Source organism: Spirosoma harenae (assembly GCF_054776975.1).
Genome location: NZ_BAAHBD010000007.1, coordinates 527,834 through 543,073 on the forward strand (window position 1 = coordinate 527,834; position 15,240 = coordinate 543,073).

9 protein-coding genes are annotated in these 15,240 nt (G+C 46.9%); 3 read left to right on the forward strand and 6 right to left on the reverse strand.

Annotated features, from left to right (window positions below; translation table 11 throughout):
- Positions 1-51: 51 nt before the first annotated feature.
- Complete coding sequence (locus ACYVE4_RS08120) at positions 52-2,958, reverse strand: hypothetical protein (protein ID WP_460996765.1); 2,907 nt, start codon at positions 2,956-2,958, stop codon at positions 52-54.
- Between the two features lie 206 nt (positions 2,959-3,164).
- Between ACYVE4_RS08120 and ACYVE4_RS08125 the strand changes: the two genes are divergently transcribed.
- A complete protein-coding gene (locus ACYVE4_RS08125) occupies positions 3,165-3,491 on the forward strand; it encodes a hypothetical protein (RefSeq protein ID WP_460996766.1) in 327 nt (108 codons plus the stop codon).
- Positions 3,492-3,527: 36 nt separating this feature from the next.
- Here the strand turns inward: ACYVE4_RS08125 and ACYVE4_RS08130 are convergent, their stop codons facing one another.
- Positions 3,528-3,875, reverse strand: coding sequence for a hypothetical protein (locus ACYVE4_RS08130; RefSeq protein ID WP_460996767.1), 348 nt, complete (start codon positions 3,873-3,875; stop codon positions 3,528-3,530).
- A gap of 574 nt (positions 3,876-4,449) precedes the next feature.
- Positions 4,450-7,326, reverse strand: coding sequence for a carbamoyl-phosphate synthase large subunit (carB, locus tag ACYVE4_RS08135; RefSeq protein WP_460996768.1), 2,877 nt, complete (start codon positions 7,324-7,326; stop codon positions 4,450-4,452).
- A gap of 373 nt (positions 7,327-7,699) precedes the next feature.
- On the opposite strand from carB, the gene ACYVE4_RS08140 reads away from it, so the two are divergent.
- Positions 7,700-8,119, forward strand: coding sequence for a hypothetical protein (locus ACYVE4_RS08140; protein ID WP_460996769.1), 420 nt, complete (start codon positions 7,700-7,702; stop codon positions 8,117-8,119).
- 58 nt (positions 8,120-8,177) lie between these two features.
- Here ACYVE4_RS08140 and ppsA read toward each other — a convergent pair whose 3' ends face one another.
- The gene (ppsA, locus tag ACYVE4_RS08145; protein WP_460996770.1) at positions 8,178-10,832 is read right to left on the reverse strand and encodes a phosphoenolpyruvate synthase; all 2,655 of its coding nucleotides are present in this window, start codon (positions 10,830-10,832) and stop codon (positions 8,178-8,180) included.
- Between the two features lie 13 nt (positions 10,833-10,845).
- Positions 10,846-11,307, reverse strand: coding sequence for a MarR family winged helix-turn-helix transcriptional regulator (locus tag ACYVE4_RS08150; protein ID WP_460996771.1), 462 nt, complete (start codon positions 11,305-11,307; stop codon positions 10,846-10,848).
- Positions 11,308-11,561: 254 nt separating this feature from the next.
- On the opposite strand from ACYVE4_RS08150, the gene ACYVE4_RS08155 reads away from it, so the two are divergent.
- A complete protein-coding gene (locus tag ACYVE4_RS08155) occupies positions 11,562-13,145 on the forward strand; it encodes a sensor histidine kinase (RefSeq protein ID WP_460996772.1) in 1,584 nt (527 codons plus the stop codon).
- A gap of 25 nt (positions 13,146-13,170) precedes the next feature.
- On the opposite strand, the gene ACYVE4_RS08160 is transcribed toward ACYVE4_RS08155, so the two are convergent.
- Positions 13,171-14,925, reverse strand: coding sequence for an SMP-30/gluconolactonase/LRE family protein (locus ACYVE4_RS08160; protein WP_460996773.1), 1,755 nt, complete (start codon positions 14,923-14,925; stop codon positions 13,171-13,173).
- Positions 14,926-15,240: the final 315 nt, after the last annotated feature.

Below are 15,240 nucleotides of genomic sequence, written 5' to 3' on the forward strand. Positions count from 1 at the left end.
AAGGCATTCTTCTATCGTGACTTGGAGCTATTTAGCCAACGGCACGCTTTTCTAGTCTGGATATATATTCCGATCCATATAGTCGGCGTCGAAATCGCGGTGCTTGGTCGGATCAATCAGGTTGACGAGCGTGTAGCGACAAACGGCACATAGTTCCGTATAATGACCGTCAGAAATGGAGGATCGCATCATGCAACTTGCCGCTGGATGATACACTCCACCATGGCGCTGATCGCCACCGGCGTATAAGCCAATAACCTCTTTCTTCCGGCGCGAACAACAAGGCACTAAATGACCGGGAATATTCGTGTTATCGGACGTTTCGGGAATCACTTCCTGATGAGCGTCATTGGTATTAAAGGCGAATGGATTGACCAGAATATGATTTAATACTTTCTGCGAAATCAGTTCAGCATGCGGATAATCAGCTGATCGCTGGCCGTCTGGCATATCAATCGGCTCGAAGACAATCATGGCTTCGTTCGGATCGACGGTGCTCAGGTAGGCAGAAAGAGAACTGTTGGCTGGAATGGTTAGCGTAATCTGATTATTGACTGCATCAATGCTCGTTACCGTCAGTAGTGGGGAAAGCGCCTTTTCGATGAGATCATGATCCGCATCAGCCGGATTCGGTGTACGAAATAGCGTGACGACAGGGCCTCGTCTGTTTCCGGATCGAATCTCAAATCCGGTACCTGTCTGAAGGGAAGCAGCCTGCCCCGGTTCAACCTGAACAATCAGGGTATCGCCGTCGCTCGTAAGGGTTACCTGATTCGTAGCGACATCGATCGCGGTTATTTCGACCTCACGGCCAAAGGCAATAGGCATAGGGTCCGGTGTTACGATCGTAGCGAGTGTACTGGTACTACCATTTACCGGATTAAAGAGAATATTTACCGTTGCCGTCTTCCGTCGCTTCCGGAGAAAGACGGATTTGTTCACTGTAAATTGGCTAACCTGACCACTCGGTAAGATTAATATGACTTGATTACCGGTAACCGTCAATGCCGTTACGATGCCGCACGTTTGAATGCGATGATAGCGCCACTTGATGTGATACGGTTGAATCTGATGGCCTCCCGTTGATACGGGTACCTCAAGATCCGCTCTGGCCTGCGTATTACTCGACCAGTCTAAGTTAGACGCACGTTCGGTAAAGTTGGCAAATGGCCAGCCTGATACGGACGGATCGGTTACTGGTTTATTGTCATAACTATCCGATGGTGGTTGTTCGCCGTACTCATCTTCCAGACCAAATGAATGACATAACTCATGGGTAGTCGTGGCTTTTGCATTGATTGGCAACTTATTCGGCAAATCGGTCGGAGCAATTGGAACCTGAAAGGTCGTTAAATCACCGAGTAAGGTTTCTGTAGTCTGAAAATAACTGACCTTGTCAAGAATGGTAAACATATAGCCTGCGGAGTTTAACGCACGCCCGCGACGAATAGCCGTTAAGAGAACAATATTATCCCAGTCTTTCCCCTGTGGCTGCGTCAGAGTAGCCTCCTTTATGAACGTAGTGCCAATCAGGTTGTCGTCCTCATCCCGTAAATTTCTAAACAGCGCATCCAGATGTCTCCGCTGGATGCGCTTTGAGTCCAGATTTATTTCACTGAAATCGCCCCATCTAAGGGCCGCTGTCTGATCGGTTATCGTGATACCGAAGGCCGTATCTTTCGCATCAGGAAGACGCCTTTCGCCCAATTTCTGCCATTTCTTTCGTAATGATTCATTCGTCTTCAACTTATCAATTTCGTCATCTGTGAGATTGGTCGTAGCCGCCCATTTTGCAAATATCCCATCGATAACCTGCTGATCATCGGGATTACGTTCTGCCCTGACGGGTAATCCGACCCAATAGAGCAGATGCTCAACTCCCCATTGGGCAATCGGCTTATCGCTGTCGGGTTTTTCAATATGCGGAATGGGTAATCCGATTAACTTAGCGAGAATGGGTTCATTCGGTTTCTGGCGAACGGCCAGATCGCCACAGTAGGTTGCACCGCTCTCGCGCGAGGGCACAAATACCATCCAGAAATTAATGGAGCCTTTGAGCAGATTGAAGGGCGAAGTGATTTTTTTGTTCATCAAATCCAGAACATACTCCGCAACCAGAATTTTAAAGTTGAATTCCTGATCGCGGGTAAAGCCTTCGGATAGAAACAGAATATTGGGCACGTCATTCAATCGGGAAAATCCCGGACATCCGCCCGTTACAACCAGTTCGGCCCGAAGCGTTGAGGTGTCGGTTAGCTGGGTCGTTGCGTGCGCCAGAACACTATCCTGTAGCGTTGTTCCATTATACACCGCCGATACAGTTACATCGTGTAATCCCGCCGGACTCTTCGCACGGATCGTTCCGTTGTTCGGATTAATTAAATTAGGCGTAGGTGAATCCCAGGTGATCGCTACCGGATTGACTATCCGATAATAATTGTAATCGCTGATGTCGGCAACAACATCATCATCAAATCGAGCATAAACTCGAAATTCATAAGGAACATTGAGGGGTATCGTTAAGGCCCTGGGTGTAAGCCAGATCGTTGAAAGCGCATTATGAATGTGAATGCGTACGGCTGTCCAGTTAGTAGGGTCTTCCGTTTCATCGCCCTCTTTTTCTTTCGTGACTTCGGCAAAGAGATGGAAATTGCGAATCCGGTTGTGCTCGTTAGCAGGCTCATTGGCTAGTAAATTAATTCGCCAATTTGGTTTTCGATCAAAAGCGGGATCGTGTTCAACGGGATTGTCGACCGTCAGACCAAAATCAGCGGCTTTGTCCTCGTCGAAACTTGTCCAGAAGGTGTAGCTAATTCCAGCGTTACGATCAACATACCGATGTGCCGGACTCCCGGCAATGGTCAATAGCGAGAAGGCTCCAGTGAAAATTTGAAGAGACTGGCCCCGCAGCAGGTGGAGATCGTAAGGCGGGTCGAAACTAATGGGAGGAGCTGGCATAGGATGACCGGGTTGAGTATGTAACGGAAGTTACTCAATCGGCCTATAAGCGAGTCAAACTTTTGAGCGAACGAGCAGTTGATGATGATTTATAGAACTCTGTACCTCATTACTTCATAACAATTCAACCCTGCATCGTGTCCTATTCTCTGAAAGACGCTTATCCTCGCTGATAACACTGTCGTGAATCGAAAACGTTAATACAGATGGAAGACGAAACCTATTCGATGCTGGTAAGCTGGGCCAATAGCCAGATTGATCATTATGTGATGGCGGGTTATATTCTCAAAGAGGTAATCCAACCCCAGTCCGGGCAGCTCAAGCTGATCCTGGCCGAATACCATGAAAAAGAACCCATTGCCGAGGTAACTATTTCTGGTGAAAACGATGTATTCCAGGGACAGTTTGACTTGTTGGCCGATAAAGAAGGGCCTGGCCCGCTTAAACCTGATATCAATACGTCGAATCTTGATGCGTTGCTAGGGTGGTTACGAACAGGTCATGATCCTGGTGGCACAGGGACCGTTAGTTAATCGTTTAGTTTCGCAGGTTTCTTGCTGGCATATAGCTTATTCCCGGATATGGATTCGCCTTATTTCATTCTGTTTATAATCCACTATAGTGAGGCAGTCGAAGAGTTGTTTTCGGGCAACACGGCTTAAAATTTTAGTGATGAGTGTATAGCGTTTTTTTTCATCATTAACGCCTACCCAAAGGCAACCTGTTTCTATTTCTTTAACGCCCATCAAGCCAATACCAGAGTACGTAAACGTAAATCGTATTTCATTTTCGGCCGCTAGCAGATGGAGTTGTCTACTGGCCAAGTCCGCCTTTCTGGCCTGAGTCTGGGCTCTCGGTTCTTCTGTCTGTTGTTCTTTCGGCTGCGTAGTTTGTAGACTATCTATCTTTTTGGGCATAGGAGAAGTTGGCCTACTCATTACATAGACGATAAAGGAAATACAGACTATCAAAAGGCTAATCGTTATTTTCAAGACATATACTGGCGGTAGGAGAAGCAACCAGTTTCGTTTGAAACAGATTTAGGGTTGGTGTGGGTTATAAATAACTCATTAAAAAGTGGTTGCGCCTTCTAGTATACTCTTCTTTTACGAAACCAAATCCCTTATTTTAGGTATTGAAAGCCTCTTGATTTGTGCTGCAGCTACTCGAATAAAGGTCGTTTACTGGTTGCCCATTCCTGTATTTTATCCATTCTATTGCGTTAGCGATTAAGAAGTTATTTCTCTAATTTGTTTACTATTTTACCATTTAATATATTTGTAGTACCCTCTATTAACATTAACATATCGTAATATATTGAACTTCTATGAAAAACTTCTTCCTTTCCAGTAACTGGCCTCTGGCTATTCTATTTTCCTTTGTCTTGACGTTTTTCGCCCTGAAACTAGTTCTCTCTTTACTTGGCTGGCTATAGCTAACCAGGGCGTATAAAAAACGGGCTGCTCGATTTCGATGCAGCCCGTTTTTTTGTTATCGGCTCAGGTACAGATTTCGTTCAGAGTAGACCTTCTGGAAGTAATCATCTGTCAGGTCATCAATGAAGTAGATACCCTCTCCCGTTGATTTCATTTCGGGACCGAGCTCTTTATTGACGTTCGGGAATTTGCTGAACGAGAACACGGGTATTTTGATCGCGTAGCCTTTTTTGACGGGCTTAAAATTAAAGTCCTTCACCTTTTTATCGCCCAGCATCACCTTCGTCGCGTAGTTGACATACGGCTCCTGGTAGGCTTTACAGATGAACGGAACCGTCCGGCTGGCGCGTGGATTGGCTTCGATAATGTAAACCACCTCGTCTTTGATCGCGAACTGAATGTTGATTAAGCCGACCGTTTTGAGTGCAACAGCAATCTTTTTCGTATGCTCCTCAATCTGCCGGATCACGTTCTCACTCAGATCAAACGGTGGCAGAACCGCATACGAGTCGCCGGAGTGGATACCTGCGGGTTCGATATGCTCCATGATGCCGATGATGTACACATCTTCGCCGTCGCAAATGGCGTCGGCTTCGGCTTCGATGGCGTTTTCGAGGAAGTGGTCGAGCAGTATGTTGTTGTCAGGAATGTCCTGCAAAATCTTCATCACATGTTGCTCCAGTTCATTCTCGTTGATCACGATTTTCATGCTCTGACCACCCAATACGTAGCTCGGACGGACCAGCAACGGGAATCCCAGCTCACGCGACAATTCGATAGCCCCTTCAGCTTCCCGTACCGTTCCGAATTTTGGGTACGGAATATCTAGTTTCCGAAGCATATCGGAGAAATGCCCGCGATCTTCAGCCAGATCAAGCGCTTCCCAACTCGTACCGATGATCTTGATACCATAACGGGTCAGCTTCTCAGCCATTTTTAGGGCAGTTTGACCACCCAACTGCACAATGACGCCTTCAGGCTGCTCATGCATAATAATCGCATGAACATGCTCCCAAAAAACCGGCTCAAAATACAGTTTATCCGCAATATCCGGGTCAGTCGAAACGGTTTCCGGGTTGCAGTTGATCATGATTGTTTCGTAGCCCGCTTCTTTAGCCGCTAATACGCCGTGTACGCACGAATAATCGAACTCGATACCCTGCCCAATCCGGTTTGGTCCCGATCCGAGCACCACTACTTTCTTGCGGTTACTGCGAATCGATTCGTTGCCCGGCAAATCCGAAACAGGTTCGGCATGATCGGTCGTGATGGGAACCTGATTGTTGAAAGTTGAATAGTAATAAGGGGTTCTGGCTTCAAACTCAGCGGCACAAGTATCTACGCACTTATACACCCGACGAATGTTGTGGGCCTGGCGATACTGATACACCTTGCTTTCTTTCACCTGAAGCAAGTGCGCCAGCTGGCGGTCGGCATAACCTTTCTGCTTGGCCGTACGGAGCAATTCGGGCGGAATATCGTCCAGATCGTACTGCTGAATTTCGCGTTCCAGTTCGATTAATTCTTCGATCTGATGCAAAAACCAAGGGTCAATTTTGGTCAACTGCTGAATCGTTCGGAACGACATGCCCGCTTTAAACGCATCGTAGATATGGAATAACCGGTTCCAGCTTGGGTGCTGAAGACTTTCCGTAAGCGCAGCCCGGTCGGTTAGTTCGTGACCATCCGCCCCCAATCCGTTCCGGCGAATTTCCAGCGACTGACAGGCTTTTTGCAGGGCTTCCTGGAAATTCCGACCAATACCCATTGCTTCACCCACCGATTTCATTTGTAGGCCCAACGAGCGATCGGCACCGGGGAATTTATCGAAATTCCAGCGCGGCACTTTTACGATAACATAGTCAATTGCTGGCTCGAAAAAGGCCGACGTCGTTCCCGTAATTGGGTTGATTAATTCATCGAGGTTATAACCAACCGCCATTTTAGCGGCAATCTTAGCAATCGGATAACCTGTTGCTTTCGAAGCCAGTGCCGATGAGCGGCTTACACGCGGATTCACCTCAATGACGATAATCTCGTCGGTTTGCGGATTGACCGAGAACTGGATGTTACATCCCCCCGCAAATTGCCCGATACCACTCATCACCCGAATCGCTAAATCGCGCATTTGCTGATACAGCGTATCGGGCAGCGTCATAGCAGGAGCGACTGTAATACTATCGCCCGTATGGACGCCCATCGGATCGAAGTTCTCGATGGAGCAGATGATGATGAAATTACCGTTGTTATCGCGCAGCAATTCCAATTCGTATTCTTTCCAGCCCATCACGCTTTGTTCCACCAGTACTTCATGTACCGGCGACGCATGCAGACCGTGGGTTAGGGCTTTGTCGAAATCTTCAGGTACGTTTACGAAGCCGCCACCTGTTCCACCGAGCGTAAATGACGGCCGAATAACGAGGGGGAATCCGATTTCCTGCGCAATTTCTTTTCCTTCCAGAAAGGAGCGGGCCGTGCGGCCTTTACACACGCCAGCACCTAACTGAAGCATCAATAACCGGAATTTCTCTCGGTCTTCAGTGGTCTCGATGGCTTTGATATCGACACCAATAATCTTGACGCCGTATTTCTGCCAGATGCCTGCTTTTTCGCAGTCGATGGCCAGATTCAACGCCGTTTGGCCACCCATTGTCGGCAGAACCGCATCGATAGGCCGACCCATTTCCTGATGTTTTTTCAGGATTTCGACAATAGACTTCTTCTCCAGCGGCAGCAGATACACATGATCCGCATTGATCGGATCGGTCATGATCGTGGCCGGGTTGGAGTTGATCAGCGCTACTTCGATGCCTTCGTCGCGGATGGAGCGGGCTGCCTGCGAACCGGCATAATCGAATTCACAGGCCTGGCCAATCACGATGGGGCCTGAGCCAATAATCAGAACAGAGCGAATGTTGGTGTTTTTGGGCATTTTTCAGCGGGACAGTGAACCACACAGGCGGGTTAATGCCAGGTGGCCCCGTTTGAATACTAGTCAGATCGTCGTATCTGGCAAGGCCAGACAGCAGCGTCCGGTCAAAAATCCTGCAAAATTAGGGGTTTGGCGGGGAATGAAAAAGGACTATTTTAAGAATACAGCAAGAACCTCAGGATTTTAGTTCACTAGGCTACTTTATCGCCGTATATGCCTATTAGCAGAGGCTAATCAAGCCAATTGCAACAGGTCCACTTATCCTAACTATTGACCTCTTATCATATTTTAGGTTATGCAAGCTACATTGTTTTGCATAGTAGCTTGCATGTTAATAGATTTGATGACTGTTGACATAAATGAACAAATAGCTATGAAAAGTATTATCTGCCTTACGATCTTATTTACTACAACACTCAGCTTTGGCCAATGCGACAAAGACGTAACGCTCGTTTCCTCGAAAACAGAGTACCTTGATGGATCTGGAGTCGTTCAACGAACCGAGGCCGAACAAAGTACTATTGACATCACTAAATCACAGGTAACCATCACACCTGGTAGGGCGGACCATAAAATGGTTGGCGCCGTTCAATCCAATACATGCAACTGGAACGTGGCCTATAAAGAGGGAAAAACAGTGATTAAAGCGACCTTTGATGACCCATCCGGACCGCAGCGGCACACAACACTGACGATTGAAGGGAAAGACGGAGTAATAACATTTCTGATGGAAATAGCCGAAATGCCCGATAAAAAAATTCGGGTCAACGTAACTAGCTTTAAGGAAAAATAAATAAAGTATTCTTGCGAAATACTATTGATTATCAATAGTATTTCGCAAGACAATTGCCTTAGGTGGCTTGTAAGATTTCTATATAGCCAGCTGTTCCATTCACCCGAATTCGCTGTCCGTCTTTAATCAGTTTGGTCGCATTGTCTACGCTGACAACGGCTGGTAGTCCATATTCACGAGCGATAACGGCTCCATGAGTCATCAGTCCACCAACTTCGGTAACCAGCCCTTTTATGTAAACAAACAAGGGTGTCCAGCTGGGGTCTGTAAAGGAGGTAACCAATATATCGTCACGTTCCAGATTCGCATCTTCCATATTGATGATGACGCGAGCCCGACCCTCTACAGTGCCGGCCGAAACGGGTAATCCTACTATAGCTCCATCTGGGAGATTTTCACGCTTAAACGCACTGGTAATGATTTCACCATCCGACGTCATAACACGGGAAGGCGTTAGTTTTTCAAAAAGTTTGTATTCCTCTTTTCGATGATTAATGAGTTGATAATCCAGTTTATGCGTACGTACGACTTCGCGGAGCTCGTCAAAATTAAGGTAATAGATATCCTCTTTTTCGTGAATAATACCTGCCTGTACGAGTCGTTCGGCTTCTTTCATCAACGCCTGTTTATACACGAAGAAGCGGCTGACAATACTGTATTTGGGATATTCACGATAACCGACAAAATTCCGGATCAATCCAATCATCCGGATGGTTTCTTTTGCCTTTTCTTCGCCATCCGGTAAGTTCTTCAGTCGATCTATCAACTCCTGCTCTTTTTCTAAAGCTTCCTGACGCCCTTTCTCAAATCTCCGACCACTTTCGCCCGGCTCAAAATTTTTGATATTGCTTAGAATCAGCGGGAAAAGAGTAGCTGGGTTTTCGCTCCAACGGGTTCTTGTTATATCAATTTCCCCGGCGCATCGCATCCCGTATTTGGTCAAATAAGCATCGATTGCATCACGAGCTTCTTGTCCGCCATCGAGTTTAACCAACTCATTCAGAACATTATCCTTTTTTTCCTGAAGTCCGCCCTGCTGCAAATACGTAATGACTTCCGGGTACGGACGAATTGCATCGGCAACATCCAATAGGGCCAGTCCCATTTCTGAGGTGATATTATTTGGTACAGATTGAGAAAGTGTGTCAGCCACCGCCTTTTCACCCAGCCACTCCTCCAGGTTGGTATTGACCCAGGCTGAAGCATTCATGGCTGTCATAATCACACCAAAACTTCGTGGATCAGCTACATTCTTCGCTCGTTGCGGGGCATCTGCTACAATGAAATCAAATAAATCGACTCCCGATTTAGTTTGAATCGCCTGTTTTAACGCGTCAAGCGATGCCTGACTGCTCTGGATTAACTCAGCAACGATAGCTGGATCGTACTCGTTTAACGCTCGAAAATCCCTAAACGACGGACCTTGATCTCTTTTATCGGAACGCTGCTCCAGCGTATCATCGGGCAACAGAGGTATAAAATCATCTCGCTCTAACAAGGTCGTGAGCGCGTCTTTTATGAGCGGGTCCGATTTACCCAGCACATTTACGAGAATATCTCGTTTATCCGGCGAAGCCAGCTCCTCTGTGACATCCACGAACAGCCTTCCCCCCGCCGTAAACATAGGACGTGCTGCCGTTAAATTCCAGATCGACAACCCTAATGGCTTTAGGGGATCGGTCATCATTTGCTGGTGACCAACGGACACATAAACATGGTTTTCGGAGTCAGCCGCTTCTGGAATGGGATACAGCGTCGTGATTGGCCGACTCTGAACAATATAAACTTGATTATCAGTCAAACACCATTCGATGTCTTGCGGGCTACCGAAATGGGTTTCGATCTGTCTGCCCATACGTTCAAGCTGTAAAATCTGCTCATCCATCAGCGCTGGCTTGTTCTGGTGCTCAGGCTCAATTGCCTGTTCGTTCGTTCCGCCATTGGTTATGGGATAAATAGCCAGTTTCTTGGTGGAGATTTTCTTGTCGATAATCTTGCCGTCGCGCACTTTGTAATTATCCGCATTGACCAGACCGGAAACCAATGCTTCACCAAGCCCAAAGCTGGCATCAATAGAAAGTACCTTTCTGTTGGAAGTAACTGGGTCGGCTGTAAACATGATCCCTGATGCGTCCGGAAAGACCATCTTCTGAACCACTACAGCTAGTTGAACTTTACGATGGTCGAAGCCATTTTGTATTCGATACATGACCGCACGATCCGTAAACAGCGATGCCCAGCACTTGCTGATATGCTTCAGAACGGCCTCATTGCCAACAATATTTAGATACGTATCCTGCTGTCCGGCAAAAGAAGCCGTTGGTAAATCCTCGGCTGTTGCACTCGATCGTATTGCATAGGCGTCTTTTTCTCCAAGCTTGGCCAGATAGCTGGCGACTTCTTCCTGAATGTTTGAAGGAATAGCTATTCCTTCAATAACCTGGCGAATCTCGCTACTTAGTTCGCTGATTTTGGCCCGGTTTTCCACTGTCAGCGCCGATAAGTTATGGAGTAATGCGTTCAGCGCCGAAGCTTCTCCGATGATTCGTTGAAACGCTTCTGTTGAAATACAAAAACCATCTGGAACGCGTATTCCGTCAATCCGGGTGAGTTCCCCAAGGTTAGCACCCTTACCCCCGGCAATTTTTTGCTGGGTTTTGTCAATATGCTGAAAATCAAATACAAATGAAATCTTACTGCGTTGGTTTTTCATAACGTTACTTTGGCTACAATGCCTTGTTTTGAAGTTCATTGGTTGTGCTATCCATAATGTCAATTGCTTTTGAAAAGTAGCTTTCCAGGATTTTGATTTCTTCATCTGAAAACGAAGCAATCAAGGCTGCCGACTTCTCCCGGAATTCTTTGTAGAGAGGTACAAAAAGTGCCATGATCGTTTCTGTGTTCGGTACGATGATTACCTTCCGCCTGTCGTCTGCTACGAATTGCCTTTTTACCAATTGCTTCTTTTCGAACCTGTCTATCAAGCCAGTAACTGCGCCTGTCGTCAAACCTGTTAAAGTCGATAACTCACCGGCTGTCATCTGACCTTTTTCTATTAGAAATCCCAGGTATTTATGGTCAGTCCCGGAAAGTCCCGCTTTTCGGCCTATGGCTTCGTGCATCTGAATAGAACTGAATGCATAGTGTTGACTCAGTTTTCTGACTCGATTGGCTAGATCATCACTCATCTATCTTAGCATTTAAATATCTTAGCTACAAAGATAAATTAAATTATGCCGATTAGTCAACTAATTTTGGTGTGATTGACTTCTCAAGCCGCTTTTCATTTACTTTTAAAGAAAAGTATAGAAGAAGCCAGCAGACATTTACTGGCAGAACGAAGGAAGAAGGCTGGTCGATACTATTAGTTGTATACTACCCATTCACGGAAACGGAAGATTGTATAAAATAAATTAACCGCTGAAAAGCTGCATTGTATAACATGTTTTCATCTTCTTCCGGAAGTATATCAGCAACCGGCAGGGATGCCCTGGCCGTCCATTCGATACTCATAAATGCCATGCCCGGCAATCATCTGGTGCTGCTACCTGATGAACCCACATTTACCATTACAGCTGTATCTGATGATTATCTGCGAGCCGTAAGCATTCAGCGGGAGACCTTGGTGGGTGGCGGCATATTCGATGTGCTTTTTCGCGAGGAAAGCAGTCATAACATGGCTACCCAACTCCGGCAGTCGCTGGTTCAGGTTATTCAGGCCAGGCAAACGCATTTAATGGCTGATCAGCACTATGAGTGGCCTTACCTTCAAACAAGTGAGCAGGAATGGCGCGTCTGGCGACCGGTGAATAAACCAGTTATTGGTAATGATGGAAAAGTCGCTTTTATCATCCATACGATAGAGGACATTACTCCTCAGGTGCAATTGATGGAGGTTGCTGAATCTAATCGGTATTTGCAAACGATTATCAATTTGTTTAAGGAGCCCCTACAAGTGCTTCAGCCGGTTTTTGAACAGGGCGAAATCGTTGATTTTCGCTTTAAATTCACCAATCAGGCTTACGCTTCCTATGCCAGCACAACACCAGAACAGCTGCAGGGAAAACGGGTGGGGGAGGTTTTTCCGGGCTATCTCGAAACGGTGAGCTTTACCAATCCGGTTAAAACCTTTACAACGGGCAAGCCGCTTACGTTTGACATTCATTACGATAAAGACGGCCTTGACCTCTATAATGTCATGAGTACGTTCAAACTGGATGAGGAGGTCGTCATTCACTTCACCGATTTTACCCGTGTGAAGCAATTACAAGGTCAGCTTGAAAGCAAGATTGAGGAGTTAAACCGTTCCAATAATAATTTAGAGCAGTTTGCCTCCATCGCTAGTCATGATTTGCAGGAACCTCTGCGCAAAATTCAATCCTTCAGTGCGCTCCTGACCAGCCAGCTAGAAGGCCAGCTAACGGATATCAGTCGCGACTATCTCCAGCGTATCAATCTGGCTGTCAGTCGGATGTCTACGCTGATTACTGATTTGCTGGCTTATTCACGACTGTCAACGGTTCAGCAAAAATTTGCTCCTGTCTCATTATCCGCTGTCGTAGCCGATGTACTGACCACGCTTGACTGGACGATTAGCCAACGACAGGCTCAGGTAGAGGTTTATGCTTTACCAACAGTAGATGGAGAAGCCTGGCAGCTAGGACAGCTGTTTCAGAATCTGCTATCCAATGCATTGAAGTTTAGCCGACCCGATCATCGTCCGCGGGTAGAGGTGAAGAGTATCGTTGTTCCGCGAAGTGAGCTGCCACGCGAAGTCAGGCCGAAGAGCGCAGCAACGCTGTTTCACCAAATCAGTGTGCGCGATCAGGGAATTGGTTTTGATCCCCAGTATGTCGACCGTATTTTCCAGGTTTTCCAGCGTCTGCACGGTAAAAATGAATATGCGGGCACCGGAGTGGGTTTAGCGATCTGCCAACAGGTTGCGACTAATCATGGTGGTGGAATCACAGCTACCAGCAAGCCTGGTGAAGGCGCTACCTTCTGGGTCTATCTACCGGCCGAATAAGTAATCTAAATTCAATAGATATAGCTTATAATCTTGGCGTCGCTGGCTTGATAGGCTTGTCCCACGGATTAGCCCCTTTGACGTTTAACTTACGCTTATATACTTTATCCCCACAGGTAGCATAAAGTATATCGAAATTAGTACCTCCAAAACACAGGTCAGATACCTTTCCATTAGGAGTTGGGAGGATGGCGTTGACCCGCCCTGCCTGATCGCACACTTGGATTCCCATTCGAGTAGCTACATAGAGTCGCCCGTCCCGATCGGTTTTGAGGCCCTCTGCTCCTGCATTATTGGCTGTGTCCGGAGCGTGAAGCCAATAATACTGCTGTTTATTAGCCAGCGTGCCATCTGATTTAATTGAATAGCTATAGACCCAGTGTGAATCGTTGTCTGCTATGTAAGCCAGCGTCTGATCAGGCGAAAGTGTGATTCCTCCTGCTGCAAAATATTCCGTATCGACCACCTGTTTTTTACCTGTGGGCTGAATTAACCACACCTGAGTATGATTTTTGGCGTTGGGAGATACACTGGTAACGTACGTAGCTCCATTGTTAGCTATCACCAGATTATTACCCGCCAACCCATCAGCAATGGGTGTTACTTTTCCGGTTGGGGTCTGGGCTACAATTTTCCTGGTGGCTACGCTCGTCATGTACATTCGTCCGTCGGGGCTAACTGTCTGTCGATCAATCTTATTTGTATTGTCGCCGAATAGGCTCGGTTTCCCACCCTGGCTGATCTTCCAAATTTTTCCGCCTGGGCCATCGCTAAAAAATACGTCTCCCTGGGCATTGGTGCTCAATGCATCGGTTGATTTGTAGCCTTCGCCAACGAGTTGCCATCCTTCATTGGGCACTAAAATATCCACAAGCATCTGATTTTTCGACGTCCCCGCTTTAATGGGCTCGGGCCATCCTTTCCACAAATACCGCATCGCATCGGGGAAAATCGCCGTGCCATGTTTGCCATTGTGACCTCCTTCACCCCAGATATGCTCTACTTCGTAGCCCGAAAAGGTAAGGGCTCGTTCCATCATTTGATTGGCCATCCACCAGTCTCCTGCGTAGATATTGTGATCACTGGTGCCGTCCTGCAAAAAGACGCGTAGTGGTTTAGGCTCCACCTTCCGGATCAGCGTTGGATAGCGATCGGCTCCGCGTAAACCAACATACGTACCAATCGTGCTGAATACCCGACTGAATGCATCTGGACGCTCCCAGGCAGCGGTGAAAGCACAAACAGCTCCGCTGCTGGACCCTCCGATGGCCCGATCGTTGCCATTGCGAGAAAGATGAATCGCTCGTCCGTCGGATGTTTTCCGAGTTTCCACGTCGGGAAGTAATTCATCCAGTAAAAATCGGGCATATCTGTCGCCTAAACCATCATATTCGTAACTGCGGTTGAAGCGATCCAGAGCTGCGTCAGGATTAGCCGCTTTGACGCGCCCGTGCATAACGAAAATACCAATGGTAACGGGCATTTCTTTTTGATGAATCAGATTGTCGAATACGGCGGGAGCCTGCCACTGAATGCCGTCCTGATTGATATATACGCAGGCAGGTTTATCGGGCTGGTATTGTGCCGGTACGTACACCCAATACTCTCGCCAGGTACCGGGAAAGAGTTTAGATGATTCAAACGTGAATTTGAGTACCTCTCCTTTGGGAACGCCGGGTTTGATTTGCGAATCGGGATGAGCCGGGTAGGTATCAGGCGCCTGAGCCAGTAGTGCAATCGGGAAAAGACAGTAAAGCCAAAGCAGATAAAGAAGTTTCATGGCCAGAAGAATAGGGCTGTAATCTGTTTTTCATATAAACGATTCAACTTGATGCTTCTACTTTGTATGCATCAATCGTCATACGGCAGTTTTCAGGATTATCCTTAGTCTGGCATTAATTAGCAGACATTCAATGCTTTTGTAGGCTGTGATTTAGCGTAGAACGCCAATCTAGTGTATAATGGCAACGGAGCTATGCATCATTCAGCGCCTGTTTTGTGCCTGGTAAACAATGGTTATACTTGTCTGCGGGGGAGAGAAACTAAATACAAAATCGGGGGTAAACGATCTCTTTCTTAGGGCGACGAAACAGTT